At 41.3% G+C, this 24,346-nt stretch carries 26 protein-coding genes; 17 read left to right on the forward strand and 9 right to left on the reverse strand.

Annotated features, from left to right (window positions below):
* The first annotated feature begins 15 nt into the window (after positions 1-15).
* The 14 genes from ACMXYP_RS07845 to ACMXYP_RS07910 all read left to right on the forward strand — a co-directional run bounded on the left by ACMXYP_RS07845 (position 16) and on the right by ACMXYP_RS07910 (position 10,321).
* Complete coding sequence (locus tag ACMXYP_RS07845) at positions 16-831, forward strand: tetratricopeptide repeat protein (RefSeq protein WP_415884455.1); 816 nt, start codon at positions 16-18, stop codon at positions 829-831.
* Entirely contained in the window at positions 828-1,691 is an 864-nt protein-coding gene (locus tag ACMXYP_RS07850) for a tetratricopeptide repeat protein (protein ID WP_415884456.1), read from the forward strand. Before ACMXYP_RS07845 ends, ACMXYP_RS07850 begins: the two co-directional genes overlap by 4 nt.
* A complete protein-coding gene (locus tag ACMXYP_RS07855; protein ID WP_415884457.1) occupies positions 1,688-1,861 on the forward strand; it encodes a hypothetical protein in 174 nt (57 codons plus the stop codon). The genes ACMXYP_RS07850 and ACMXYP_RS07855 overlap by 4 nt, the downstream gene beginning before the upstream one ends.
* A 97-nt stretch (positions 1,862-1,958) precedes the next feature.
* Positions 1,959-2,747, forward strand: a complete 789-nt coding sequence (locus tag ACMXYP_RS07860; protein ID WP_415884458.1) for a hypothetical protein — start codon at positions 1,959-1,961, stop codon at positions 2,745-2,747.
* Between the two features lie 4 nt (positions 2,748-2,751).
* Positions 2,752-3,513, forward strand: a complete 762-nt coding sequence (locus ACMXYP_RS07865) for an RHS repeat-associated core domain-containing protein (RefSeq protein ID WP_415884459.1) — start codon at positions 2,752-2,754, stop codon at positions 3,511-3,513.
* Between the two features lie 6 nt (positions 3,514-3,519).
* Positions 3,520-3,741 carry a hypothetical protein gene (locus tag ACMXYP_RS07870; RefSeq protein WP_415884460.1) on the forward strand — a complete coding sequence of 74 codons (222 nt, stop codon included), beginning with the start codon at positions 3,520-3,522 and terminating at the stop codon, positions 3,739-3,741.
* A gap of 220 nt (positions 3,742-3,961) precedes the next feature.
* On the forward strand, positions 3,962-5,086 hold the full coding sequence (locus ACMXYP_RS07875; RefSeq protein WP_415884461.1) for a hypothetical protein: 1,125 nt from the start codon (positions 3,962-3,964) through the stop codon (positions 5,084-5,086).
* A 304-nt stretch (positions 5,087-5,390) separates the two neighbouring features.
* Positions 5,391-5,678 carry a hypothetical protein gene (locus ACMXYP_RS07880; RefSeq protein WP_415884462.1) on the forward strand — a complete coding sequence of 96 codons (288 nt, stop codon included), beginning with the start codon at positions 5,391-5,393 and terminating at the stop codon, positions 5,676-5,678.
* 51 nt (positions 5,679-5,729) lie between these two features.
* Positions 5,730-6,095 (forward strand): hypothetical protein, encoded by a 366-nt coding sequence (locus ACMXYP_RS07885; protein ID WP_415884463.1) that lies wholly within the window; start codon positions 5,730-5,732, stop codon positions 6,093-6,095.
* A 97-nt stretch (positions 6,096-6,192) separates the two neighbouring features.
* A complete protein-coding gene (locus ACMXYP_RS07890) occupies positions 6,193-6,519 on the forward strand; it encodes a hypothetical protein (protein WP_415884464.1) in 327 nt (108 codons plus the stop codon).
* Between the two features lie 515 nt (positions 6,520-7,034).
* Positions 7,035-8,150 carry a hypothetical protein gene (locus tag ACMXYP_RS07895; RefSeq protein WP_415884465.1) on the forward strand — a complete coding sequence of 372 codons (1,116 nt, stop codon included), beginning with the start codon at positions 7,035-7,037 and terminating at the stop codon, positions 8,148-8,150.
* Positions 8,151-8,321: 171 nt separating this feature from the next.
* A complete protein-coding gene (locus ACMXYP_RS07900; protein WP_415884466.1) occupies positions 8,322-8,810 on the forward strand; it encodes a paraquat-inducible protein A in 489 nt (162 codons plus the stop codon).
* Positions 8,803-9,429: a uracil-DNA glycosylase gene (locus ACMXYP_RS07905; protein WP_415884467.1), complete on the forward strand. Its 627-nt coding sequence runs from the start codon at positions 8,803-8,805 to the stop codon at positions 9,427-9,429. Before ACMXYP_RS07900 ends, ACMXYP_RS07905 begins: the two co-directional genes overlap by 8 nt.
* Before the next feature lie 133 nt (positions 9,430-9,562).
* Positions 9,563-10,321, forward strand: a complete 759-nt coding sequence (locus tag ACMXYP_RS07910; protein WP_415884468.1) for an endonuclease — start codon at positions 9,563-9,565, stop codon at positions 10,319-10,321.
* Positions 10,322-10,352: 31 nt separating this feature from the next.
* Here ACMXYP_RS07910 and ACMXYP_RS07915 read toward each other — a convergent pair whose 3' ends face one another.
* The 3 genes from ACMXYP_RS07915 to ACMXYP_RS07925 form a co-directional block, all read right to left on the reverse strand.
* A complete protein-coding gene (locus tag ACMXYP_RS07915; protein ID WP_415884469.1) occupies positions 10,353-13,994 on the reverse strand; it encodes a response regulator in 3,642 nt (1,213 codons plus the stop codon).
* A gap of 12 nt (positions 13,995-14,006) precedes the next feature.
* A complete protein-coding gene (locus tag ACMXYP_RS07920; protein ID WP_415884470.1) occupies positions 14,007-15,245 on the reverse strand; it encodes an ABC transporter substrate-binding protein in 1,239 nt (412 codons plus the stop codon).
* 157 nt (positions 15,246-15,402) lie between these two features.
* Positions 15,403-16,044: a pseudouridine synthase gene (locus ACMXYP_RS07925; RefSeq protein WP_415884471.1), complete on the reverse strand. Its 642-nt coding sequence runs from the start codon at positions 16,042-16,044 to the stop codon at positions 15,403-15,405.
* 128 nt (positions 16,045-16,172) lie between these two features.
* On the opposite strand from ACMXYP_RS07925, the gene icd reads away from it, so the two are divergent.
* On the forward strand, positions 16,173-17,426 hold the full coding sequence (icd, locus tag ACMXYP_RS07930) for an NADP-dependent isocitrate dehydrogenase (RefSeq protein ID WP_415884472.1): 1,254 nt from the start codon (positions 16,173-16,175) through the stop codon (positions 17,424-17,426).
* A 69-nt stretch (positions 17,427-17,495) separates the two neighbouring features.
* Here icd and cspD read toward each other — a convergent pair whose 3' ends face one another.
* On the reverse strand, positions 17,496-17,708 hold the full coding sequence (cspD, locus tag ACMXYP_RS07935; protein ID WP_415884473.1) for a cold shock domain-containing protein CspD: 213 nt from the start codon (positions 17,706-17,708) through the stop codon (positions 17,496-17,498).
* A gap of 220 nt (positions 17,709-17,928) precedes the next feature.
* Between cspD and clpS the strand changes: the two genes are divergently transcribed.
* Together clpS and clpA are read left to right on the forward strand one after the other, a co-directional pair.
* Entirely contained in the window at positions 17,929-18,291 is a 363-nt protein-coding gene (clpS, locus tag ACMXYP_RS07940) for an ATP-dependent Clp protease adapter ClpS (protein ID WP_415884474.1), read from the forward strand.
* A 12-nt stretch (positions 18,292-18,303) separates the two neighbouring features.
* Positions 18,304-20,562: an ATP-dependent Clp protease ATP-binding subunit ClpA gene (clpA, locus tag ACMXYP_RS07945; RefSeq protein WP_415884475.1), complete on the forward strand. Its 2,259-nt coding sequence runs from the start codon at positions 18,304-18,306 to the stop codon at positions 20,560-20,562.
* 82 nt (positions 20,563-20,644) lie between these two features.
* Here the strand turns inward: clpA and infA are convergent, their stop codons facing one another.
* From infA to ACMXYP_RS07970, 5 genes are all read right to left on the reverse strand, one after another.
* Positions 20,645-20,863, reverse strand: a complete 219-nt coding sequence (gene infA, locus ACMXYP_RS07950) for a translation initiation factor IF-1 (RefSeq protein WP_027853708.1) — start codon at positions 20,861-20,863, stop codon at positions 20,645-20,647.
* 127 nt (positions 20,864-20,990) lie between these two features.
* Positions 20,991-21,707: an arginyltransferase gene (locus ACMXYP_RS07955; protein ID WP_415884476.1), complete on the reverse strand. Its 717-nt coding sequence runs from the start codon at positions 21,705-21,707 to the stop codon at positions 20,991-20,993.
* A gap of 12 nt (positions 21,708-21,719) precedes the next feature.
* Positions 21,720-22,433 carry a leucyl/phenylalanyl-tRNA--protein transferase gene (aat, locus tag ACMXYP_RS07960; RefSeq protein ID WP_415884477.1) on the reverse strand — a complete coding sequence of 238 codons (714 nt, stop codon included), beginning with the start codon at positions 22,431-22,433 and terminating at the stop codon, positions 21,720-21,722.
* 20 nt (positions 22,434-22,453) lie between these two features.
* On the reverse strand, positions 22,454-23,410 hold the full coding sequence (gene trxB / locus ACMXYP_RS07965) for a thioredoxin-disulfide reductase (RefSeq protein WP_415884478.1): 957 nt from the start codon (positions 23,408-23,410) through the stop codon (positions 22,454-22,456).
* 60 nt (positions 23,411-23,470) lie between these two features.
* Positions 23,471-24,301: a CZB domain-containing protein gene (locus ACMXYP_RS07970; RefSeq protein WP_415884479.1), complete on the reverse strand. Its 831-nt coding sequence runs from the start codon at positions 24,299-24,301 to the stop codon at positions 23,471-23,473.
* Positions 24,302-24,346 lie beyond the last annotated feature (45 nt).

Raw genomic sequence — 24,346 nt, forward strand, 5'->3', positions numbered from 1 at the left:
ATAGGAGGGCAGGCAATGGCATTTGATTTTACCTGTGCACGTCAGGCAGATTATCTGCCGGAAGTTGATCCCGAGGCACAAGAGCTGTTTATGCAAGCGCGAATGGCTGAAGTGAAGCGTGGTAAAAAGGACCATGCCAATATCACCGGGCTGTATGAGCTGGCTGCAGATAAAGGTCACTGGAAGGCAATGCATAACCTGTTTTTGCGTTACCTGAAAGGTAAAGGAACTCCACGAGATAGCACTAAAGCGATTAAGCTAAATCAAAAGCTAGTCGATATGAATGTACCGATTGGCTATTACAATATGGCCGTGCTTCTAGAAAAAGGTCATGGTGTGATGGGTAGTGAAAAGGATTCCGCTCAGTATCTTTTAAAAGCAGCGTCAATGGGTGAACCCAATGCTTTAATCAGGCTCGGACGTTTTTATGGTTACCAGCTACCTTTAGATCAACAGCAAAATGATAAAGCTGCAACATACCTTGAGTGTGCGGCTAGGCAAGATAGTTCGAAAGCTCATGCAGAGTATTCAGAGTGGCTATTGATTGCTGAAAAGAATTTTCCAAAGTCTGCTTATTACTCTCTCTTGGCTTTTGGGGGGGGGGATACGATGTCAGGAACGCATTTATATGTTGCTTTTTTGAAAGGGATTGGAGGGCTTGGCTATGAGGTTAATGAGACCTACAGTGCAACAATCCGAGGGTTGTTACCCGATTTTCGAAATAATGCACTATATCGAATTCCCAATATAACCGAGCTTTACCCGCTCCCTTACCACCCAACCATGGGTCGCTATAATCCAGAAACTGATCAGAATGAGATGCCTGAATGAGGCTGGTTTTAGCTGCTTTTTTAGCACTTTTCCCGCTTTACGTTATGGCGTTTGATTTTACCTGTGCAAGAGAGGCAGATTACCTACCGGAAGTTGACCCAGAAGCGCAAGAGTTGTTTATGCAAACGCGTAGAGCTGAAGTTAAACGCGGCAAAAAGGACCATGCCAATATCACCGGGCTGTATGAGCTGGCAGCAGATAAAGGCCATTGGAAGGCGATGCACAACTTGTTTTTGCGTTATCTCAAAGGAAAAGGTACTCCGCGTGATAGCGGCAAGGCAATTAAGCTCAATCAAAAGCTGGTCGATATGAATGTGCCTATTGGCTATTACAATATGGCTGTATTGCTAGAAAAAGGCCATGGAGTTATTGGCAGCGATAAGGACTCGGCACAGTATTTGTTAAAAGCAGCTTCTATGGGCGAACCGAATGCGTTAATTCGACTAGGGAACTTTTATGGTTTCCAACTTCCGTTAGAGAAACAACAGGATGACAAAGCATCAGCATATTACAAGTGTGCGGCCAAGCAGGATGTGACTATAGGGTACTATGAATATGCTAGGTGGTTAAAAATCGGTGAAGAAAACTACCCTAAGTCTGCATATTACTATCTTTTGGCTTTTTTGGGGGGGCATTACGGTTCCGGAGTTGTTATATCCAGTGTCTTTGAAGGTGGCACAGGAGGTTTGGGATATGAAGAAAATGAAAAATATAGTTCTCAGCTCAGTGCTTTATTACCATCTTTTAGCAAAGATCCCCTTTATCGTATTCCAAACATTGCCGAGCTTTATCCGTTGCCTTACCACCCAACCATGGGCCGCTATAACCCGGAAACGGATCAAAATGAGATGCCTGAATGAGGCTGGTTTTAGCTGTTTTTCTTGCCTTTTGCCCGCTTTACGTTATGGCTTTTGATTTTACTTGTGCAAGAGAGGCTGACTATCTACCGGAAGTTGATCCAGAGGCACAAGAGCTGTTTATGCAAGCGCGAAGGGCTGAAGTTAAGCGAGGTAAAAAGGACCAAGGATAATTGGGGTCAGAGTAAAATATTCAGCATAAATATTGATAGGTAGAAATTTAATTTACTCTGACCCCAATTATCTTCTCAGTTAGATCTGAATGGTGAAATGCTAACGCGTCATCATCATCAGCTAGGACGAGAACAATACCGCCAACAAGGGCAGCTAACTTCTCATTATCAATATGATGATCAAGGGCGATTAAGTGCTCATACCGTTAATCAGCGTGAAAGACATGCTCTTGGTTCATCCAAAACGGTTCATCACCAAGTCTACAAACGAAGTTATGGCTACAGTGATAACGGCAATCTAATTAGCCTAGAAGACAGCCGTAAAGGCAGTAAAGAATATCACTACGATGCACTTAATCGACTACAGCAGGTCAGTGGTTCTCTGGAGGAGCACTTAGTTCATGATCCTGCCGGTAATTTATTAGATACAACAGGCCAGCCAAGCACAATAGTTAAAGGTAACCGGGTTGAGTTTAAAGGCGATAGACACTATCGCTATGATGAATTTGGCAACCTAATAGAAGAAAGCCGTGGCAAACAGCAAAAGCTGAAAACCTGCTATGAATATGATTACCAGCATCGGTTAATCAAAGCTGAGATGCCTGATGGTACGGTAGCTAAATACCGTTACGATGCATTCGGACGTCGAATCAGCAAAACAGTATGTACTCCTGATAATTCCTCATCTTCTGAGACCACCTTCTTTTGGCAAGGCGACAAATTAGTTTCAGAGGTTGATGAGCAATCACAGCAGCATACCAGTTACATCTATGAGCCCTATACCTTCAAACCTATGGTGATGGTTCAAGGGAGTGGTCTAGAAAGTAAAGCATACTATTATCAGCTTGATCATCTAGGCACGCCGCAAGAACTTACCGATAGGTAAGATAGTGTGGTCTGCACACTATCGTGCATACGGTCAGTTAGCTATAGCGGAAGTTGAGGAAGTCATAAACCCAATCCGCTTTCAGGGGCAGTATCATGATCTAGAAACAGGCTTACATTACAACCGTCACCGTTATTACGATCCCTATAGTGCACGGTTTACAACCATAGATCCCATTGGCCTTGCGGGTGGGTTAAATAACTATCAGTATGTACCAAACCCTACTGGCTGGGTTGATCCTTTGGGGTTGGCGAGTTGTAAGGGGGATTGTCCGGGCAAAGTTAAATATGAAGATTTAGATCCGACATTACAAAAACACCTAAATTCATTACCTGAAGGTTCTTATGAAATAATCGATGTAGTTGATAGACCTGGACAAGGCTTCACTGGTGATAAAGCAGTAAAAATTAAATTAACTGAATCTATAGAGGGGCATAGGTTTTCTGGAGGAGGTTCGAACAGCGCAGGTCCTTATGTTGCTGTTGGGGAAATACCTACATCTAGATATGACGCAAGGCAATTGCTTGCTTTGAAGAATTTTGGTCGTGGTGCTTATAACGAAATGACGCACTATACAAAAGTTACAATGGAGAAAGGTTCAGAAGTGTTTATTGGTGAGGTTGCACCGCAAGTTTCAAAAGCAGGTCAGTATTATAAAGGTGGAGGAAGTCAATTGTTTGTAGAGTTCTGGCGGGTTGAGAATGCAGGGAAAATTAATTTTTCAGATCCAGTGAAAATGCCAAGGAAAAAAATAATAACGGAGTAATAATTCGTGCAAATTTTATTTAAGGGGGCTAGCTCTTCAGACCCTTATGAGCTAATTTTTGTTGATCGGAATGGTAAAGAATATAGTCTATATACGGATGATAGAAGCAAAAGTGTTAGCGGGCTAACGCCAGGATTTTGGGATTCATTTTATACGAGCAAAAAAATAAATATTGATTATATTGAAAAAGAATCAAAAAGAATTGTTTCTAAAATTTACTCATATTAAAAGAGTGTGAGCGGTTCAACAAAGAAATAATGGGGTCAAGTCTCCCATCTCCTACTGTTTGTATGATGATACACGGGTATTGGTCTGGAACTTGTTTGATTACTAGTCATTTAATAAAGAACCTATCGGTTAATGACTGCGATTTCATAGATGTGGGTTTGGTGGTGCATGTATTTTAACGACATGTGATTTTTATAGACATATTTAAAAGGAATTTAATATGAAATATTATTTGTTCTTGTTAGCTATATTTTCTGGTTTAGCTCATTCAGCAGATTGTGGACACGAGACCAAAGGAGATAAGGTAAATATACAAGGAAAGGATTATTGGGTTAATAGCACTAGTGCATTATTGCTTTTTTCTTCATCTGATACAGTATCGATATCTGATTATGAAACTTTGGTTTGTCTAAAAGTTATATCCATAGATGCTGAAGATATAGATTTAAAAGGAATTGATAAGTTCGAGCATTTAATGAAAGCTAGTTTTACTATTTCAAAACCAAAAAAGTTTAATTCTACAATGGAATCTATATCTAGGATTAAGGAATTAGATAGTTTGAGTTTTATTGCTCCTGATTCAATCGATTTTAGTCGTTTAGGTGATATTTCAAAAATAAATAAGTTGCTTTTAAATATAAATGTTGAAGATTACTCCTTCTTGTCCAAGTTTGGAGAGATTTCTAAACTGGAAATGCCAGCGAAAGGGGTAAATTATCAATTCCTATCCGAGCATAAACAGGTTGGCTCTTTGAAATTGTATGACTCTGGTATGGTTTATGGAGACACGGTTGGTGGAGGATTAAAATCGCTACGACTAGTTAAAACTATTAAAAGTCTCTATTTTGATGGTGCCGATGCAGAATTGAATTACTTAAAAGGTAATCGATATATAGAAGAGTTGGTAATTGATAAAAAGGCTGAGATTAATCGAGCTTTAATAGAGTCCATGAGTTCACTCCGAAAGCTTGGTGTTACAGATTCTTACGGATATGCCGGTATTACATGGTATGAAGGGACACAAATTGATGAGTTATTAACCCTACAAGAAGAATTATTGGGTTCGAATTCTGTAAATGGAATCGTAACCTCCATTGACATTGGTGCAGGTTATATAGATGAAAAAAATCAGTTGGTTTATGCGGATAAATTATCGTTATCCGAACCAAATAAATGCGGGTCTAATTATGTTTATATGAACTGGGATTTATTGGGAATAGAAGTGGAAGAGTATAAAAAGCTATTACATTTGATTAGTAGTCGCAGTTCTAAAAATGCTCCAACACAGTTTAATTTGGGTGGTTGTAAAGGTAGTAGTGCGCTTGTTGAGTCGTTAGCATTGTAATCATGTTTTAGTGCTTAACTATTTTGTTAAAGATAGCGGATTGAATATTGAATAGGTTAGCCCTAACGGGGTAGCCCTAACGGGGTCAGAGTAAATTAAATTTCTTCCTCTCAATATTTATGCTGAATATTTTACTCTGACCCCAATTATCACCATTGTTTGGATGATGATATAAGGGTATTGGTCTTGAAGCTTGTTTGATTACTACCCATTTTAATAGCGCATCTCTCGTTTACTGAATTACGTTTTTGGTGGGAATAAATGGGGTCAGAGTAAATTTATTTGTTAAACAAGGATTGTTTTTATGTCTTTTAAGAAAGCTTCAAGCTTTATTTTTAGTCTGTTTTTCCTTCTTTCAGGCTCCTATGCCTACGGAGTTGGTACTTGGGATTTTGATAATTACACTGAATTTAGTGCAGTCTTTATTCTCTTGTACCTTATCGGTGGATGGATTGTTAGCATTGTGTTGTTAATCATTGTGCCTCTCTATTATCGTGCTAAAAAGCCTAAATCCTTTAAGAAAGTCTGCGGATATATGTACGGTGGTCACATAGCAATATTCGGTTTTATTTTGATTGATAGCTTATCTTAAGCTGTTTTTTACTTAGAGTTGTCTATCGAAGGAATAGGGAAGGTTGTAAAAGTGAATGGAACTCAAAAATTTTTAATTGGTGTTCTTATATTTGAAATAATATTAGGCGTGATCGCGGCGATTCTTGGCGGGGTGGCTTTGAATTTATTGGATGGGTATGGAGATATACATTCTGATGACTCTATTGCTATCAAGGTTTCGTGGTGCTTATTAGTTTTATCCTTTGTTGTTTTGCCATACACAGCTATTAATGAAGTAAAAAACTACTATCAGAAACCAAAAATTGTTTTGAATATTATAAATCTGATATTGGTATTACCTATGTTCGTCCCAATGGCTTTAGTTTTGCTATATCTTGTCTATCAGCTTCATAGTGGTAATGGTCGTAAAAATGAAATTACCCTAGAGGCTGGATGAAACAACGGGGGGATTACCCCTTGATCCGGCGAATCTTAGCTTTATAGTGGTATCAGAGCATATCCTTATGAGAGGGGGGCATTTCGTGATAACAAGTATGTCTAACAAAATACAGAGCGCGCTGGTTATTCTAATAACATCTTATGTGCCCATTGCTTCTGCTTCAGATGCTGAAGAGGGTAAAGAGTTATATGAATCTGTTGCTTTGGAACGAACGATCAGTGGGGAAGTGTACACCGACGCTAACTGTGAAACCTGTCATAGCTCAGATATATACACTAGGCCTAATCGTCGAGTGCACACTTATTCGAGATTAGAAGCTCAGGTAGAGATGTGTAACACCATGCTGGATGTTGGCTGGTTCCCTGATGAGGTATCGGCAGTTGCAACTTATCTTAATCAAAAATATTACAAATTTGATTAGAGCATTTTTCTTCTTTTCTAAAGCCGCATTCAGCGGCTTTTTTTATATCTTTCAAATTCCTTTGATATTCAATGTCATAGCGGCCCGTTTTTTGCTGAACCTTAGTTTACTCAAACGTAATTAGTCGATGCGAACCGCGTAATGTTGGATCTGAAAATGAACATAAAACAGCCCGATTTTGTGATGGCTATTATGGGCTATTCTCCTCCAGCCTATGTATTCCGTGGCTTTCAGCAAGGGAGGTAGTGGTCATCAGGAAGTCTCTTTTAATTTAATAACCTAATACAAGCTTACTTATCGGAAAATTTGTCTTGGCTTTTGGCTCGGACAACAGCTGAGTTTTGCCTAACGTACACTGAGTTTAGGCAAATATTTTCCGCTGAGTATTAACAACCGATTTTTTGTTTTTGTTATTCACAAAAACTGGTTTTTTGCGCCCTGAAGAAATGATTCACGCTTTCTTTTCATAGAACGGCGGGGGTTGATTGACGCAAAAAATCAGCAAGGAGAGAACAATGATTATTCAGACAAGTAATGTACATATGAGTGCTGAGCATCAGAAAACGGAATATAGCTCTCAAACCAAAATGATTGATTGGGGGAGTGAGGGTAATGCATTTCTTACGCAGTTAAGCGAAGCAAAATCGTTTCTTCGCCAAGAGCAAAGTAGCTTATTTAGTACTCTTGCTGTTGGCCAACAGCCATCAACAGAAGGCGATGATCAGTTTCAGGGTAATTCAGTTCTGGTCTTAACTGATCAAGGTTTACAATTTAGAACTGCAGACAACGAGCCAAATATCGCTGAGCAACGAGAGATTACCAAAGCGAGGCTTTGGCAAAGTCTGTTAAATGCTATTAACCCGAAACACATACAAACTGACATTCCCGATGATGTAGAGATCCCAGATGCTGATTCTATTCCAAGCGAAGATGGAATAGGCGGTATACCCATGCAACTACAACCTATAAAGATGGAAATGTCGTTTAAGGTGACCGAAACCGTTGAGGAGTATGAGTGCTCCAGTTTCCATAGCTGTGGCATGGTGACTACGGCTGATGGTAAGCAGATAGAGTTTGATCTGAACCTTGAAATGGAGCGGAGCTACTCAGCTACACGTGAGTTTGAGATGACCAGTGTAGTAGAATTTACAGATCCTTTGATCCTTAACTTTGAAGGCAATCACGCAGATCTTTCTGATGAGAAGTTTGAATTTGATCTTGATGCTGACGGTGATAAAGAACTCATAAATTATCTTACCGGTGAAAGCGGCATGCTAGCTCTAGATAAGAATGAAGACGGCATTATTAATGACGGTACAGAGCTATTTGGTGCTTTAACGGGTAATGGCTTTGCCGATCTTGCCCAATATGACGAGGATGGTAACAACTATATCGATGAGGGTGATTCTATATTCGACGATCTTCTTGTATGGCATAAAACTGAAGATAGCGATTACCTAGAATCATTGGCTGATAGTGGTGTAGGAGCGATCTATTTAGGCTCAACCGAAACGCCCTTCGATATAAAAGGTGAAAATAATCAAGAGAATGGCCGAGTCCGCTCCAGTGGTTTCTACTTAACTGAAGCTGGTGATGTCGGAACGGTACAGCAGATTGATATGGCGGTTTAGCGTCGACTCAGTTGCAGGCTAAATACAGGCTTTATTTAGCCTGCATCTTTACACTAAACCTTGAGAGTACACGGTTAACAAACACATTCAAGCAACACTCAGAAATGTTTCGTTTGCACTATGACAGCTATGGATTGGTATACTTGCGTCACTTTGTTTTGAGGCCATTTCATGGATAGATTTAACTCTTTATCTTCATCTCAGTCTTTATGGCTCAGAATAGCTTTGATCTTAACGACGATCTGTCTGGCTGTTGGGCTGTTTAGTCCGATGATGACGATGAGCAAGTTCTATTTCTTCGAGAGTTCTTTTTCTGTAATTGGCGGTGTACATAGCCTTTTAACTGAAGGGCATCTGATCCTAGCGGTTCTGGTCTTCCTCTTTAGTGTAGTTCTACCGTTGGTTAAGTTATTTTTGTTATTTAGATTAACAACACCAAGCGATGAAATATCCGCTAAACAACGTAAATTGCTTGGATTGATGCATGATTACGGTCGTTGGGCGATGCTTGATGTGATGGTGGTTGCGGTATTGTTGGTGACTGTAAAGCTCGGTGCTGTCGCGTCAATTCAGATTCATTGGGGGCTTTACGTATTTGGTCTAGCCGTTGTATCGATCATGTTTTTAACGCATAAACTTGTGACTTTGTTAAATGCCTAATCTAGAAAGTTTTTACAAAAAACTTAGCAAACGTAAAAACACTCTGACTGTATTTAATCCATATAGGGATGAAACCAAATTAGAGAACCTAAAGCGATACATTGAACTGGCTTTTGAGCAATCCGGACCAAGGATCCTTTTAGTGGGTGAGGCCTATGGTTTTAAAGGTGGTCGTTTAACTGGGATTCCGTTTTCCAGTGGCAAGTTGTTTGATGAGGTTGATCATCCTTTTTTGCAGCAGTTAAAGCCAAAAATTGAGCTTAACCCTGATACGCTTACTGCTGAGAATACAGCCTCTATTGTATGGCGCTATCTGTGTTCACAAGAAACAGTACCGCTTTTTTGGAATTCGTTCCCTTATCATCCGCATCCTTCGCGTATTCAAAAAAAGAATAGGGCACCATTAAAAGCTGAAATAGAAGAAGGTTTAGAGCTGTTACAAATGCTGATGGATGTTTACCAACCCGATGCAATTGCAGGGTTAGGTCGTAAAGGAACTGACTGTTTACAAAAAGCGTTTCCTGATCAAGATATCCGCTATATCCGTCATCCCTCTTATGGCGGTAAATCTGATTTTATTGATGGTATGAACCGGCTCTTTTTACAAGGTTCAGCTTAAATTTATCTTTCAGCCGTATGATGGTCGTGGCTTTTGAGTAGCTACTTAACCGCTCATATTGGCCTCAAACTCTAGTAACTAATTTAAAGCAGGAAGCATCGTTTGGCATTGGACGCCTTTAAAAGGAATTCCAATGTACAAGTACCTTCCTGTGGCTCTTCTAATGATCCCAGGCTTGGCTTTAGCTGAGCATCCTAAGTCTTTCGGTAGTGCCAAAAAGATTCTCAAAGAGATCTACGCAGATAACCAGCAGAGCTTTTATTGTGGTTGTGACTACAATGCCCAAGGTAAAAAGTTGGTGCCAGATTTAGCATCCTGTGGCTACTCACCACGTAAAAATGCGAATAGAGCAAAGCGAATTGAGTGGGAGCACGTAATGCCGGCTTGGGCTTTTGGTCATCAATTACAATGTTGGCAAGACGGTGGTCGTAAAGCTTGTAAGAAGAACCCTAATTTTAAGAAGATGGAATCAGACCTTCACAACCTTGTTCCTGCAATTGGAGAGGTAAATGGTGATCGATCTAATTTTAGCTTCTCACAATTAGCAGGTGAACCGCGTGTTTATGGGCAATGCGATATGGAAGTTGATTTCAAGCAGCGTAAGGTCGAGCCAGCTGACCATCGCCGTGGCGACATTGCTCGTACGTACTTTTATATGCGCGATCAGTATGGCGTTCGTATCAGTAATAAGCAGGAAAAGCTGTTTAATGCTTGGGCAAAGCTAGATCCTGTTGATCAATGGGAGTTAGAGCGTAATCGTATGATTAGCCAAATCCAAGGCAATACAAACCCTTATGTTGTTGCGCCAACTGGCTCAGTAAAATTGGCGGAATCGACTACGGATCAGAATAGTTTATTGTCCCGCCTTAAAACTGCGTTGAGTATGGATTAAGTGCCGTAGAAAAGGTCTAAGTGTTAGAATATTAGTTTTCCTGACTGACAATATGCTCGTTCTTTGAAAGGTATTTATTAAATTCATCCGATAGAGCGTTAGCTTTGGTTACGAACTCAGGAAGTAGCTTTTCAAGTGCTTCCTGATTTTGATTTGCGGCTTCTATTTCAAGCATCTTACAAATTTCATTTAGTTGTGGGGCAGACAAGTTTAAGGCCATGCCTTTCATATTATGAGCTTGCTGCCTTAGCTCCTCCCATTGCTTATTTCTGAATGCATATTGTGTGTTTTCAATCAGATCAGCTGAATTCTTAAGATAGGCTTCTAGCACCTTAACGAGTAGTTTATCGTTCATCATTAAGCGCTTCAGTGCGCTATCTTGATCCCACACCAGCTGTTTGTCTTCGGTGTGACAAACGCCTTGCTCTTTGTTGGACGTGAATTTTTGATCATCAGGGAGCCAATGATTAAGTGCTTGGATTAAGTCCTTCGAATTGATGGGTTTGGTTATGTAATCGTCCATGCCTGCTTCAAGACACTTCTCGCGATCTCCTGCCATAGCATTAGCAGTCATGGCGACGATAGGTAGGTCCTTGAATTTCTTATTTTGCCGAATAGATCTGCTTGCTTCGTAGCCATCCATCACGGGCATTTGGCAATCCATAAAGACAAGATCGTATTGGATCATTTCGAGAGCTGATAATGCTTCCTCACCATTAGCCGCGACATCAATTTTTAGCCCGAGCTGTTCTAATAACGCCCGTGCTACGGCTTGATTGGTAATGTTGTCTTCTACGAGTAAAACTTTGCTATTAAAGGAGAACGCCGCTTTTCTATCGTTAGCAGATTTTACATAGGTATTTTGTTGTTTAACTTGGACAAGATCTAATAGTTTATTAAAAAGCTGACTTTGGTTGATAGGTTTTGCGATCAGATGGTGTAAACCGTTTTCAGCGTATTTTGATTTATCAAAGGTTTGATTGCTGACCGTTTGAACAAGCAGCTTGGTGGATGTTACTAAAGGTTCATGTTTGCAACGTGTGGCAAACTCGATAGCATCCATATCCGATAGCTCTTGATTGATGATGGTTATATCAAAAGGTGTGTTGTTAGCTGCAGCCGACTTTAGTTTTTCTAAACCTGTCTCGGGTTTTGTTGTGAGTTCATAATCAATCTTCCAGCTTGTTAAAATGTCGCCAAGCAGGTGAAGATTCGTTTCATTAGGGTCAACAACTAAGATTCTTTTACTATGTAACGCTTCGATAGGTTGCGAAATCGGCTTTGAGGTCGCATGGGTTAAAGTCAAGCTAATCCAGAATGTTGAACCATGGCCTAATTGGCTATCGACACCAATTTCGCCACCCATCAACTCTACTAGTTGTCGACTTATCGATAGTCCAAGACCGGTACCACCATATTTACGTGTAGTAGAGCCGTCAGCCTGACTAAAGCGTTCGAATAAGCGGGTTTGTTGTTCCTTGTTTAGGCCAATTCCAGTATCAACCACTTTGATCAGAATTTTGCTTTGCTTGGTGGAAACTTGAGTTGACTCATAGAAGACTGCTACTTCACCTTTTTCAGTAAATTTACATGCGTTACCTATGAGGTTGACGAGTATCTGGCGAATGCGACTTGGGTCAGCGTTAAACCATTGATCAGTAATGGATGTGGCAGGGCAGACGAGTTCTAGGTTTTTTTCTTGAGCACGCATACCTAATGAAGTACCTATTTCATCAAGTAGTTGGCCCATATCAAAATCGACCGATTCGAGCTCCAGTTTTCCTGATTCAACTTTAGAAAAATCAAGAATATCGTTGATTATAGTGAGTAGAGAGTCGGCGCTATTCTTAACGGTATTGGCGTATTCTAATTGTTGCGGGTTTAAGCCACTGTCGAGCAATATATTAGTCATGCCGATAACACCATTCATTGGTGTTCTTATCTCATGACTCATGTTGGCTAAAAATTCACTCTTAGCGACACTTGCTTGTTCGGCTTCATTTTTTGCTTTTAATAGATATTCTTCAGAAAGCTTCTGATCTGTAATATCTAAGTGAGTGCCAATGATGCGTATTGGGTTGCCGTCTATATCACGTTCTACGACTTTGCTAGCGTTTAAAACCCAGATCCAATGGCCTTGCTTGTGCTTCATTCTCAGCTCGAAACTGTGTCGGTCTTCACTGGAATTGCTGTATATATCGAATAGGCCCTGTGATATATCGGAATCTTTAGGATGTGTAAACTGATGAAATTTTTCAATATCGATTGGGTGAAGTTCATCTAATGTATAACCAATGATTTCAGCCCAACGTTCGTTAAGGTTGAGTTCTCCTGTTTGGACTTTCAAGTCCCAAATGCCCACATTGGTAGAATCTACGACTAACTCAAGTTGTCTTGCGGTTTCAGACAGCTCTTGTTCACGCTTAATTTTATCGGTTATATCATTTTCGACACCGACAAATGCAGTTAGATTATTGTGTTCGTCAAATACGGGAGAAATCGAAACGTCATTCCAAAAAGGTGTTTTGTCTTTGGTGTAGTTAATCACTTCAACGTTGACGCTTTGATGGGCTTTAAGCGCTTTAGATATCTGGCCTAAGGCTTTTAGGTCCGTCTTTTCACCTGAAAGGAATCTATGATTCTTTCCGATTACCTCGTTTTCGTTATACCCGGTTATCTTAAGGAACGCTTTATTGGTATAGATTAGAGGAAGATCCTGTTGTGTGGCATCTGCAACTGTTACACCGACAGGGCTTACTTCTAGGGCTTTTAAGAGGACTCTGTTTCTATTTTGCTCTTCTCTCAGTTCTTTTTCAGACTGTTTGACTGCTTTGTATGGGTTGATAAAAAACTTTTTTCCAAGCCAGACTAGCAGTATAAAGACGACCAAAAATGTCAGAAGAAGGCCAATGAAGATACTTTGGATAACCTGATTAACTTCAGAAGCGAGGTGTTGTTGATAGATGTAATATTCGACGTTAAGTTGGGTCTGACCAGCAACTTGTTCGTCAACTTTTTGGTAATTAAGAGTGTTGTTTAGAGAAGAGTAATCAAGGTAATCACCTTTGATTCTAATGCTGGCGGCATGTGCTTGGGTAGTAAATAATGTACTGATGTCTTTATCAAATCGAACTAGAACAACACCTTCGCTAGCACCGTTATAGTTGACTGAAACAGCGATAGAGAAGTGCCATTGTTCATTATCTCGATGTTTTAATATAACCCACGGCCTTTCGCCATTTAGTATCTCTTCGAACCAAGGTTCATTTTGTAAGTTCAAATTCAAGGTTTGGTTGGAAGGCCTGTAAATAGGCTCCCCAATAATATTTAGTAAGAATACAGATTCATGCTGACCGAGGATTAGAAGTGAGTCCAAAAAATCGACAAGGTTTTCTTCCGAATCTAGAGTAGCCATCACCGCACTAGTTAAAAGAGGGTTCTTAGCTAGGTCCTGTAAGAACAGAATACGATCGTCTACATAGTTACCTATCGAAGTGGCAGCGTTTGCAGCTTGTGCGCTAGTTGTTCGATTTTGAAAGTCTATCGTAATATCACGAACACGTTCCCCAATTGCGATATAACTAGAGGTCAAAGCTATAGCGAAAAAGGCAGCAATAAACAGATAAAATAGTGTATCTGTTGAAAGTTTTAAACCTCGTTTACGAAGCTGCATCCTATTACTCAACTAGTTAGGAACTTTCGGAATTGTGTTGGGCATTACTTCTATTACTCCATCCGGGGTAAATTTGGCCATACATAGATCAGATAATCCGAGCGCTTCATGTGCATCTAAATTAGATTGACTAAAAGTAGAATAGGGCTTTTGGTAAGTTTTTATTAGGCCTTTAACAGGCGTGTTTAATGACTCTAATTCTTCTCGAAGTAACTGCCTATTTTGAGCCATATCATCACTTAGAGTTATATTTTGCATTGCTTGGATAGCTACCTTGGCTAAGTCATACGCATGGGTGTACCCCGTAGGCGATTTTAGAGAGCGATAATCAGTTAATGCTTCAGGGAATAGCTTCTGACCTCTGGCAAATACTGATTGGCTGAATTTGGATTCTTCAGAGCTGACAAAAGAGAAGCAGCTTTGAATAAAGCTTAAATCCAGCTTAGATAGGGTTGTAGGCCCTAATGTCTGGGGGAAGTTTCCGCCGGTAATTCCCCAATGAGAAAGCACAGGTAGATTGAATTGTTCAACCTCTGTCATGGCTGTCATAAAGGTAGCGCCTTCTATAGCGTTACCAACGAAGATAACGCAGTCACTATCGGATTTGGCAATTTCTCTCAAAATTAATTTGGCTGCATTGTCTTTGGTATTCCAATTAAACCATGTGACTTCAGGTGTAATGGACAGTGAACTTTCAAAGTAGTTGGTTATTGTCTTGAAGTTCGATTTCCCCCAGCCTGTATCTTCGAGTAATAGGTGGGGAGATTTGCATTGTTTTGAATTTACTGCGTAATCGCTGATTCGCAAGCCCGCTTTTGTATCATCGACAGATAATCTGAATACCCAGTTATTACTATCAGGATGGCGGGTAATAGGTCCACCTGCTGCCCACGGAACTAGTAGCAGAATTTCATTATCGTTGATGTATTGACGATATTTAATGTAAGGGGGGGAATGTAGTCCGCCAAGTATAAATAGGGCACTAGGATCATTTACGAATTGTTTCATTGTTCTGTGGCTACGAACAACATTTCCTCGATGATCTTTTTCAACAAATTCGAGTTGGTAGTTACCAATTTTATAATCGATTTCGTCCATAGCGGTAAGGAAACCCATCTTCATGGCTTGTGCAGAGGAAGAGTGAGAGGTGTAGTCTGAGTCGTGATAAATGCGAATGACTTTGTCATTGGCTGAAACAGTGGATATTAGAAGGCAGGCAAGTACGCCAATTGCAGATAAGCTTTTGTTCATCCTTGTAATCCTTTAATCAACTAGCCATTCTTTTAGTTAGACAGTTCAGAGCTTATTCAAGTATTTAAGAATATTTTAGTACTAAATCAAATACTTGCTCGTGAATTGCTAAGAATATATGGCAATGATTGGATATTAAAGCTTATTAATCTATTAACTATTTCCTTGTGCGCTTTGTATTTCGAATCTGTTGTCGGTTATTCCTGTTGTTATGAGGCCTGCGACTCGTGGTGTTTTTACTGTTTTTCGGTAGGTTTAAAGTGACTTCGACTAACTTAGAGTTCCCAGGCTTTAGACTGTCTAATGTCCAATCACCAATTGCATAGCGAATTAGGCGTAGGGTTGGGAAGCCAACGGCTGCCGTCATTCGTCTTACTTGTCTATTTTTGCCTTCAGTAATTTTCAATTCGACCCAGCTGGTAGGCTGATTTTTACGTTCGCGAATGGGTGGATTACGAGGCCATATATCAGGTTCATCGATCGCCTTGGCTTTTGCTGGACGAGTTATACCGTCTTTGAGTTCAACGCCTTTACGTAAGGCATTCAAAGCAGTCTCAGTGATATCTCCTTCAACTTGGGCCCAGTATGTTTTTTCTTGCTTAAATTTAGGATTAGCTAAGTAATGTTGTACAGCGCCTTCGTTGGTAAGAATCAGTAAGCCTTCAGAGTCATAATCTAATCGGCCAGCAGCATAATAGCCCGGCTGATCAATAAAATCGGCTAGTGTGCTTTTATCGTCATTGGTAGTGAACTGAGTAAGTACTTGAAAAGGTTTATTAAAAAGTAATAGCTGGCTCATTGTTTTTCAGTTCTTTAAAGCATGGTGCGATCAATCAAAGGGATAATGCTGATCTATACTGATCCTGTAGCGCAATCATATCACTGATCACAGCTTCTGCGGTGTAACAAATCGAGTTGGAGTAGATTATGGGTTATAAAAATATTTCTGTACCTGATGGCGACAAGATAACAGTTAATCAAGATCATTCATTAAATGTTCCTGATAACCCTATTATTCCTTATATAGAAGGAGATGGGATTGGTATGGATGTGACTCCTCCGATGATCAGTGTGGTTGATGCTGCGGTCAATAAAGCCTATGGAGGTGACCGTTCAATATCCTGGATGGAAGTTTTTGCTGGTGAGAAGGCTACCTCAGTATACGAGCAAGATACATGGCTGCCAGATGAAACCTTGGAAGCTTTTAAGGAATTTGTTGTTGGGATTAAAGGGCCATTAACTACACCTGTAGGTGGTGGTATTCGTTCGCTTAATGTTGCCTTACGTCAGGAGCTTGATCTTTATGTCTGCCAAAGACCGGTGCGTTGGTTTAAAGGCGTACCGAGCCCAGTTATCAAGCCAGAAGATGTGGATATGGTGATCTATAGGGAAAATTCAGAAGATATCTACGCTGGAGTAGAGTGGCAGGCTGGCTCGTCTGAAGCAGAGAAAGTGATTCGTTTTTTAAAAGAGGAGATGGGGGTTACCAAAATTCGTTTCGATCAACAGTGCGGTATTGGTGTGAAGCCTGTATCTGAGCAGGGAACAAAGCGCCTAGTAAGGAAAGCGTTGCAGTACTGCGTGGATAACGATCGGGAATCCCTAACGTTGGTACATAAAGGTAATATCATGAAATTTACCGAAGGTGCTTTTAAAGATTGGGGCTACGAATTGGCGGCAGAAGAGTTTGGAGCAAAGCTTAAAGATGGAGGCCCTTGGATGAGCTTTCAAAATCCAAACACAGGTAAAGAAATTATAATTAAAGATGTAATAGCGGATGCGATGTTGCAGCAGATTCTGCTTAGGCCCGCTGAGTATGACGTAGTCGCAACGCTAAATTTAAATGGTGATTACCTTTCAGACGCCTTGGCTGCGGAAGTGGGAGGTATAGGGATCGCCCCGGGTGCCAACCTATCAGATGAAGTTGCGATATTTGAAGCAACTCATGGAACCGCACCTAAATATGCAGGTAAAGATATGGTGAATCCAGGTTCTCTGATTCTATCTGCCGAAATGATGTTAAGGCATTTAGGTTGGTCAGAAGCTGCAGATCTGATTATTAAGGGTATGGATGGCGCTATTGCTGCTAAAACTGTAACCTACGACTTTGAACGTCTTATGGACGGAGCTCAGTTGTTATCAAGCTCTGAGTTTGGTGAAGCGATTATCAAGAATATGTAGTTAGTTTCTAACAGACACAAAAAAACCAGCTTCATGCTGGTTTTTTAGTCTATCGATTTAACCTTTTTATTATTGGGTTACTAAAGGTTTGATTTGTACGGCATGAGTACCTTTGGGACCCGGCTGGGTTTCAAACTCAACTTGTTGGCCTGCTTTGAGACTCTTATAGCCATCTACTTCTATCGCAGAATAATGAGCAAAGAGATCCTCTTCATGTTCATCTGATAGGATAAAACCATATCCTTTAGAATTGTTGAACCACTTTACTTTCCCTGTCTGCATAACTAACTCCCGTATCCAAAACTACAATTGGATTACTAACCTGAACGTACTCCCTTTAGCTGCTAGAATAGTTGCTAAAGGTTGTCCCCTAAAAGTTGCAGGTACTACTGGGGCCTTGCCTATCCTGCTATTCTGATTATAGCACCACCCACAGAATATGTGACAAGTGTACAATCACTGTTCAGTAGTAAATATTAGCGTAAATTTAGAAGAATGTTAGATGTCTATTGATTTTGAACAAAAAGTAATTCGAATGTCTAATGAAGATGAACATGAAGATTTTGATCATGATCACGGATTAGTCACGGAAGAAGCAAAGCCACAACTTAAGAAACCATCGATGTATCGTGTGGTTTTGATGAACGACGACTATACACCAATGGATTTCGTCGTGGCTGTGCTCATGATGTTTTTTAATATGGACCAAGAAAAAGCTACACAAGTGATGTTATCGGTCCATACTCAAGGGAAAGGAGTATGTGGAATTTTTACCCGTGATGTAGCTGACACGAAAGCAGCTATAGTTAATCAATATGCGAGAGACAATAATCACCCTCTGCTATGTGAAGTCGAGAAAGTCTGAAGAGGAACCGTTATGTTAAACCGAGAACTCGAAGACACGCTCAGTGCAGCTTTCCAAGCCGCAAAGGAAAAGCGACATGAATTTATAACTGTCGAACATTTGTTGCTGGCGTTGTTGGATAATTATGAGGCGCATGAAGTTCTTGCAGCCTGTGGTGCTAACTTTGAAGGTATTAGGCAGAACCTTTCTTCGTTCATCGAAGAAACTACGCCTTTATTATCTGAAACACTACCTGATTTGGAAACGCAACCAACACTCGGATTTCAGCGAGTACTTCAGCGTGCGGTGTTCCATGTTCAGTCATCTGGTAAGAATGAAGTTACTGGAGCAAACGTACTTGTAGCGATTTTTAGCGAGCAAGAAAGTCAGGCTGTTTATATTCTGCAGCAGCATGGTATTGAGCGAATCGATACGGTCAATTACATCTCGCATGGCATTTCTAAAATGTCGGAGCACGATCACGAGCACTCTGATGCTTCGGTTGAGAGTGAGACTGCAGGTGAAGAGAAGGATGATAGTCCGCTCGCTAAATATGCAATCAATTTGAATGCTGAAGCTGAAAACGGTCGCATTGATCCTCTTGTAGGGCGGGATTCTGAGGTTGAGCGTGTCGTTCAGATTCTATCTCGCCGCCGTAAGAACAACCCTCTATTAGTAGGTGAAGCGGGTGTAGGTAAAACAGCGATTGCTGAAGGTCTAGCGAAGTTGATCGTTGAAGACAAAGTACCTGAAATTATCAAAGAGTCGATCGTATACTCGCTTGATCTAGGTGCTTTGCTTGCAGGTACTAAATACCGTGGTGATTTTGAGAAACGCCTTAAAGGTCTTTTAAATGAGATCAAAGGTAAAGATCACGCGATTCTATTTATTGATGAAATTCATACTATCATCGGTGCTGGTGCAGCGTCTGGTGGCTCTATGGACGCATCAAACTTACTTAAACCACTGCTAAGTTCAGGTCAAATCCGTTGTATCGGTTCTACCACTTTCCAAGAATTCCGCGGAATATTTGAGAAAGACCGTGCATTAGCACGTCGTTTCCAGAAAGTAGACGTCCTTGAGCCTAGTATCGAAGATACCTATGCGATTCTTAAAGGCCTTAAAGGTCGTTTTGAGGAACACCATGAACTTGCTTACAGTGATGAAGCGCTACGTGCAGCTGCAGAGCTAGCAGGTCGCTACATCAACGATAAGCATATGCCTGACAAAGCAATCGATGTGATTGATGAAGCCGGGGCTTACCAGCGTCTATTGCCTAAAGAGCTGCGTAAAGCAGAGATTGGTACGGAAGATATCGAGGCGATTGTCGCTAAGATTGCCCGTATACCGCCTAAAAGTGTTTCTGCGTCTGATAAGAATCAGCTGGCTAAACTGGATAGCAATCTTAAGATGGTTGTTCTTGGTCAGGACGAAGCGATCGATACGCTATCTTCTGCAATCAAGCTTTCCCGTGCTGGTCTTAAAGAGCCAGATAAGCCTGTAGGTTGTTTCTTGTTCGCTGGTCCAACCGGTGTCGGTAAAACAGAAGTAACGCAGCAGCTAGCACGTATCATGGGGATTGAGCTGGTTCGTTTTGATATGTCTGAGTACATGGAGCGTCATACAGTATCGCGTTTGATTGGTGCACCTCCGGGTTATGTTGGCTATGACCAAGGTGGTTTGCTGACAGAGGCGATTACCAAGTCTCCGCATTGTGTTCTGTTACTTGATGAGATCGAGAAGGCGCATCCAGAAGTCTTTAATCTGTTACTTCAAGTGATGGATAGCGGTACTTTGACTGACAACAATGGTCGTAAAGCAGATTTCCGTAACGTGATCTTGGTGATGACTACCAATGCCGGTGCGGAAGATATGAGTCGTGCTTCGATTGGTTTTACTAAGCAAAATCATGCTTCTGACGGTATGGCTGCTATACGTAAGATGTTCACGCCGGAGTTCCGAAACCGTCTTGATGGCATTATTCAGTTCAAAGCCCTTACAACTGGCATTATTAAAGGTGTGGTTGATAAGTTCTTTGCTGAGCTTCAAGTTCAGTTAGAAGATAAGCGTGTAGTACTGCATCTAGATGATGAAGCCCGTACTTGGTTTGCAGAGAAGGGCTACGATGAGCAGATGGGTGCACGCCCAATGAAACGCTTGATTCAAGAGAAGCTGAAGAAGCCGTTAGCTGAGATGATTCTATTTGGCGAACTATCCGAAGAGGGTGGAGAAGTTGCTATTAGTGTCGATGCTGATGGTGAGATAAGTGTAGAAGCGATGACCTGCGCATAAGCAGGTCTTTCAAGACACAAAAAAGGCAGCCATTAGGCTGCCTTTTTAAATTCTTTCCTGCGAAGCAGGGAGAAAGCAATGATTAACGCGCGCGATAAACGATACGGCCTTTGCTTAGGTCGTATGGAGTTAGTTCTACTTTAACTTTATCGCCAGTCAGGATACGGATGTAGTTTTTACGCATCTTACCTGAGATGTGCGCAGTAACAACGTGGCCGTTTTCCAGCTCAACTCGGAACATAGTGTTCGGGAGCGTGTCAACCACGGTGCCTTCCATTTCAATGCTATCTTCTTTAGCCATTAATTCTCTACCTTGTTGAGGATCTCCAGAAAATCTGGACCGAATAATTGCGCGGTATTGTGCCTGAAAAGAGAGCCATTATCAAAGCAAATCTAACAACATCTTCTTTTGTTGATATATGAGTGTTTTATTCGGGCTTTACTAGGGTCCAATAACCATCTATCAGCAGCTCGAAGGGCTGGAATGATACCTTGTAGCTCATTTTGCGACACTCTTTAACCCAATAGCCTAAGTACAAATAGTTTAATCCTTCATCTTGGCAATACTGTAATTGCCATAATATGCAGTACGTTCCTAAGCTGCGTTTAGGGAAAGAGGGATCATAGAAAGTATATATAGCTGATAAACCCTGCTGCAGTCGATCAATCACGCTTACAGCTAGCAGATTAGAATCACCGTCTCGGAATTCTAAAAACTGTGTATGTTCCTCACCTTCAACCAAGAATGAGTTAAATTGATCAAGGCTGGGTGGGTACATATCACCATCTTGATGACGTTCATTGATGTAACGTGAGTAAAGCGTGTAATACTCTTCGGTAAACTGTGCTGGTTTAGCAGTAACGGTTAGGTCTTTGTTTTTATTGATAATTCGTTTTTGGCTTTTCTTGAGTTGGAATATTGCCAAGGGAATTCTAACGGATATGCACGCGTTGCAGCCATCACAGTGAGGGCGGTAGATATGCTTGCCACTGCGACGAAAACCCAAGTCTGAGAGCTGGCCATAGGTATGCTGATCAATGTCAGCATGTGGATCTACAAACAAAGTTTTAGCTGTTTTGTTTTCTAGATAGCTGCAATCGTGTTCTGGTGTGGCATAAAAGTGCAAAGTCCTAAGGTTCGTCACACTTAACTCCAATTAATCGCCATGTGTTTCAAACTGCCAGCTATGGTCGAGCGGTTGATCAAGGTATTTATCCAAATAACTTTGAAATGACTCTCTGGGTATCTCATAAGCGCCTAATGAAAACAGGTGCTCATTACTTACTTGGCAGTCAATTAAAGCATAGCCCCACTTTTCAAGCTGTTCGACCATTTTTATCAACGCAATTTTAGAGGCGTCGCGTTTGCGGCTAAACATTGATTCGCCAAAAAATAGTTTACCGATTGCTAACCCATACAAGCCTCCAACGAGTTCGCCGTCCATGTAGACCTCTACGGAGTGAGCAACGCCTAGTTTATGTAGGTGGTTATAGGCATTTTGAATATCGCGGGTGATCCAAGTACCATCTTCGCCTTTACGTGGTTCTGCACACGCCGCAATCACATTAGCAAAGTTTTTATCAAACTCTACTCTGTAATCATCTTTCTTAAGGCGTTTTCTCATGCTGCGCGAAACATGCAGCGCATCCGGAGTGATGACACAGCGAGGACTCGGGCTCCACCATAGAATCGGTTCGCCAGGGCTGTACCAAGGGAAAATACCCATTCGATAAGCAGAAACTAAGCGTTCAGGTGTTAAATCACCACCTGCCGCTAATAATCCATTTGGATCTTCTAATGCTTGATCGATAGGGGGGAATGGATCGTTTGAATCTTGTAACCAAGGAAGCATAAAAAAAGAAGCTGCCATGAAGGCAGCTTCAGTCTCACTTATTTTTCTAGATCGTCTAGGAAGCGCTCTGCATCAAGCGCAGCCATGCAGCCGAAACCGGCGGATGTGATTGCCTGACGGTAGATGTGGTCACATACATCACCCGCAGCGTAAACACCTTCTACAGATGTTTGAGTTGCATTACCTTCAAGGCCTGATTGAATCTTCAGGTAGCCATCTTTCATCTCTAGCTGGCCTTCAAAGATATCTGTGTTTGGTTTGTGGCCGATTGCAATAAATACGCCTGCAACATCAAGGCTCTGCTCAGCGCCATCAGTTGTGCTCTTAAGGCGAAGGCCTGTAACACCAGAATCGTCACCAAGAACCTCTTCAAGTGTGTGGTTCCAAATGATGTTGATGTTACCGTTCTCTGCACGATCAAGGATTTTATCTTGAAGGATCTTTTCAGAGCGCAAAGAATCACGACGGTGAATCAATGTTACTTCTTCAGCAATGTTAGATAGGTACAGCGCTTCTTCTACTGCAGTGTTACCACCGCCTACAACAGCCACTTTCTGGCCGCGGTAGAAGAAACCGTCACAAGTTGCACATGCTGATACACCTTTGCCTGCAAATGTTTCTTCAGAAGGTAGGCCTAGGTATTGAGCAGAAGCACCTGTAGAGATGATTAGCGCATCACAGGTGTACTCGCCCATGTCGCCTTTAAGACGGAAAGGACGGTTTTGAAGATCAGTTTCGTTGATGTGATCAAAGATTACTTGAGTATCGAAACGCTCAGCGTGCTGTTGCATGCGCTGCATCAATTCAGGACCTTGAACACCGTCAACGTCACCAGGCCAGTTGTCAACGTCGGTTGTAGTTGTTAGCTGGCCGCCAGCTTGCATACCGGTAATAACAACTGGGTTTAGGTTTGCACGTGCTGCGTAAACGGCTGCAGTGTAGCCCGCAGGGCCGCTTCCAAGAATAATTAACTGGTGATGTTGTACGTCGCTCATAGTAAAAAATGAATCCGTTAAAAAGTTATGAGTGTATTAATGGGGTGCACTAAGAAAATATCAACCCGCCATGCTGAGTTTTGCACTGGCGTGTTCATAGAATTGTTCTAAAGACAGCATCATAAAGCTTTCACCGGAAGGGTCTCTTACATAACCTTCGATTGGCGTACTTTGATCGATCTTTTTTAGATTATCCATGGCAACAGGAGAATAGTCGATAATATCACCGATATTATCTAGGACCATAGAGAACCATGGTGTGCGGCCATCTTTTGTTAGATGTAGAACGATCGGGTGGATACTGTTTTTTAGGTAGTCTTGAATATGCCCAAGGGTACGCAGAAGCTTCTTCAAGGAGGTCTGTCGCTCAATGCGTAGTATTTCGACAGCTTCTTCTTGATTGCCTGCAGAAGTCATATCTAAAAGCTTATCACCTAAAGAGTGGATGTCTTTATGAGGCTGTTCGATCTTGTCGAGTAGAGCCCTTAAACCGTCATCTTCGGTTTTATAGCTGTAAAACCATTGCCCGAAAGCACATGCATGTGGATCGCGTGCTTTGTTGAATGGTTCGTTTGAACGTATGGAATTTTCTAAAGCGTCCATCCAGTCGATATGAGCTTGCTGGTAGACTTTGATTTCGGCAATCAGCTCTAAAATAGTGTCTCTCTCTTTATTGTGTGCAAGAGACGTCGCGCATTCGAAGACTTGAACTAAAGTGTTGCGGAAATCTAAGTAGCCAATAAATCCTTCAACGCGCTCAGTGGCATACTTTATCTCACCGAAGCTATCTGAAAATGAAAGAATGTTGCTGACATCGATACCATACATGCTTTCACCAATAGGGAAGGTCAGCGCACGGCGGTTATCTGTATGTAAATTGGTCAGAGACATAGAGTGCATCCATTGAAATATTTCAGATACAAAAGCTTAGTATAA

The sequence above is a fragment of the Neptuniibacter sp. QD34_54 genome, assembly GCF_047778055.1.
Classification (GTDB): domain Bacteria; phylum Pseudomonadota; class Gammaproteobacteria; order Pseudomonadales; family Balneatricaceae; genus Neptuniibacter.

Bases quoted from the DNA above. Each gene is read 5' to 3' on its own strand.
- ACMXYP_RS07875 (WP_415884461.1), top strand. From the start codon at position 3,962: ATGAAATATTATTTGTTCTTGTTAGCTATATTTTCTGGTTTAGCTCAT.
- ACMXYP_RS07855 (WP_415884457.1), top strand. From the start codon at position 1,688: ATGAGGCTGGTTTTAGCTGTTTTTCTTGCCTTTTGCCCGCTTTACGTT.
- ACMXYP_RS07910 (WP_415884468.1), top strand. From the start codon at position 9,563: ATGTACAAGTACCTTCCTGTGGCTCTTCTAATGATCCCAGGCTTGGCT.
- ACMXYP_RS07850 (WP_415884456.1), top strand. From the start codon at position 828: ATGAGGCTGGTTTTAGCTGCTTTTTTAGCACTTTTCCCGCTTTACGTT.
- cspD (WP_415884473.1), bottom strand. From the start codon at position 17,708: ATGCAGACAGGGAAAGTAAAGTGGTTCAACAATTCTAAAGGATATGGT.
- ACMXYP_RS07900 (WP_415884466.1), top strand. From the start codon at position 8,322: ATGGATAGATTTAACTCTTTATCTTCATCTCAGTCTTTATGGCTCAGA.
- ACMXYP_RS07845 (WP_415884455.1), top strand. From the start codon at position 16: ATGGCATTTGATTTTACCTGTGCACGTCAGGCAGATTATCTGCCGGAA.
- ACMXYP_RS07860 (WP_415884458.1), top strand. From the start codon at position 1,959: ATGCTAACGCGTCATCATCATCAGCTAGGACGAGAACAATACCGCCAA.
- ACMXYP_RS07925 (WP_415884471.1), bottom strand. From the start codon at position 16,044: ATGAGCCAGCTATTACTTTTTAATAAACCTTTTCAAGTACTTACTCAG.
- ACMXYP_RS07905 (WP_415884467.1), top strand. From the start codon at position 8,803: ATGCCTAATCTAGAAAGTTTTTACAAAAAACTTAGCAAACGTAAAAAC.
- ACMXYP_RS07920 (WP_415884470.1), bottom strand. From the start codon at position 15,245: ATGAACAAAAGCTTATCTGCAATTGGCGTACTTGCCTGCCTTCTAATA.
- ACMXYP_RS07880 (WP_415884462.1), top strand. From the start codon at position 5,391: ATGTCTTTTAAGAAAGCTTCAAGCTTTATTTTTAGTCTGTTTTTCCTT.
- icd (WP_415884472.1), top strand. From the start codon at position 16,173: ATGGGTTATAAAAATATTTCTGTACCTGATGGCGACAAGATAACAGTT.
- ACMXYP_RS07890 (WP_415884464.1), top strand. From the start codon at position 6,193: ATGTCTAACAAAATACAGAGCGCGCTGGTTATTCTAATAACATCTTAT.
- ACMXYP_RS07915 (WP_415884469.1), bottom strand. From the start codon at position 13,994: ATGCAGCTTCGTAAACGAGGTTTAAAACTTTCAACAGATACACTATTT.
- trxB (WP_415884478.1), bottom strand. From the start codon at position 23,410: ATGAGCGACGTACAACATCACCAGTTAATTATTCTTGGAAGCGGCCCT.
- infA (WP_027853708.1), bottom strand. From the start codon at position 20,863: ATGGCTAAAGAAGATAGCATTGAAATGGAAGGCACCGTGGTTGACACG.
- clpA (WP_415884475.1), top strand. From the start codon at position 18,304: ATGTTAAACCGAGAACTCGAAGACACGCTCAGTGCAGCTTTCCAAGCC.
- clpS (WP_415884474.1), top strand. From the start codon at position 17,929: ATGTCTATTGATTTTGAACAAAAAGTAATTCGAATGTCTAATGAAGAT.
- ACMXYP_RS07970 (WP_415884479.1), bottom strand. From the start codon at position 24,301: ATGTCTCTGACCAATTTACATACAGATAACCGCCGTGCGCTGACCTTC.
- ACMXYP_RS07895 (WP_415884465.1), top strand. From the start codon at position 7,035: ATGATTATTCAGACAAGTAATGTACATATGAGTGCTGAGCATCAGAAA.
- aat (WP_415884477.1), bottom strand. From the start codon at position 22,433: ATGGCAGCTTCTTTTTTTATGCTTCCTTGGTTACAAGATTCAAACGAT.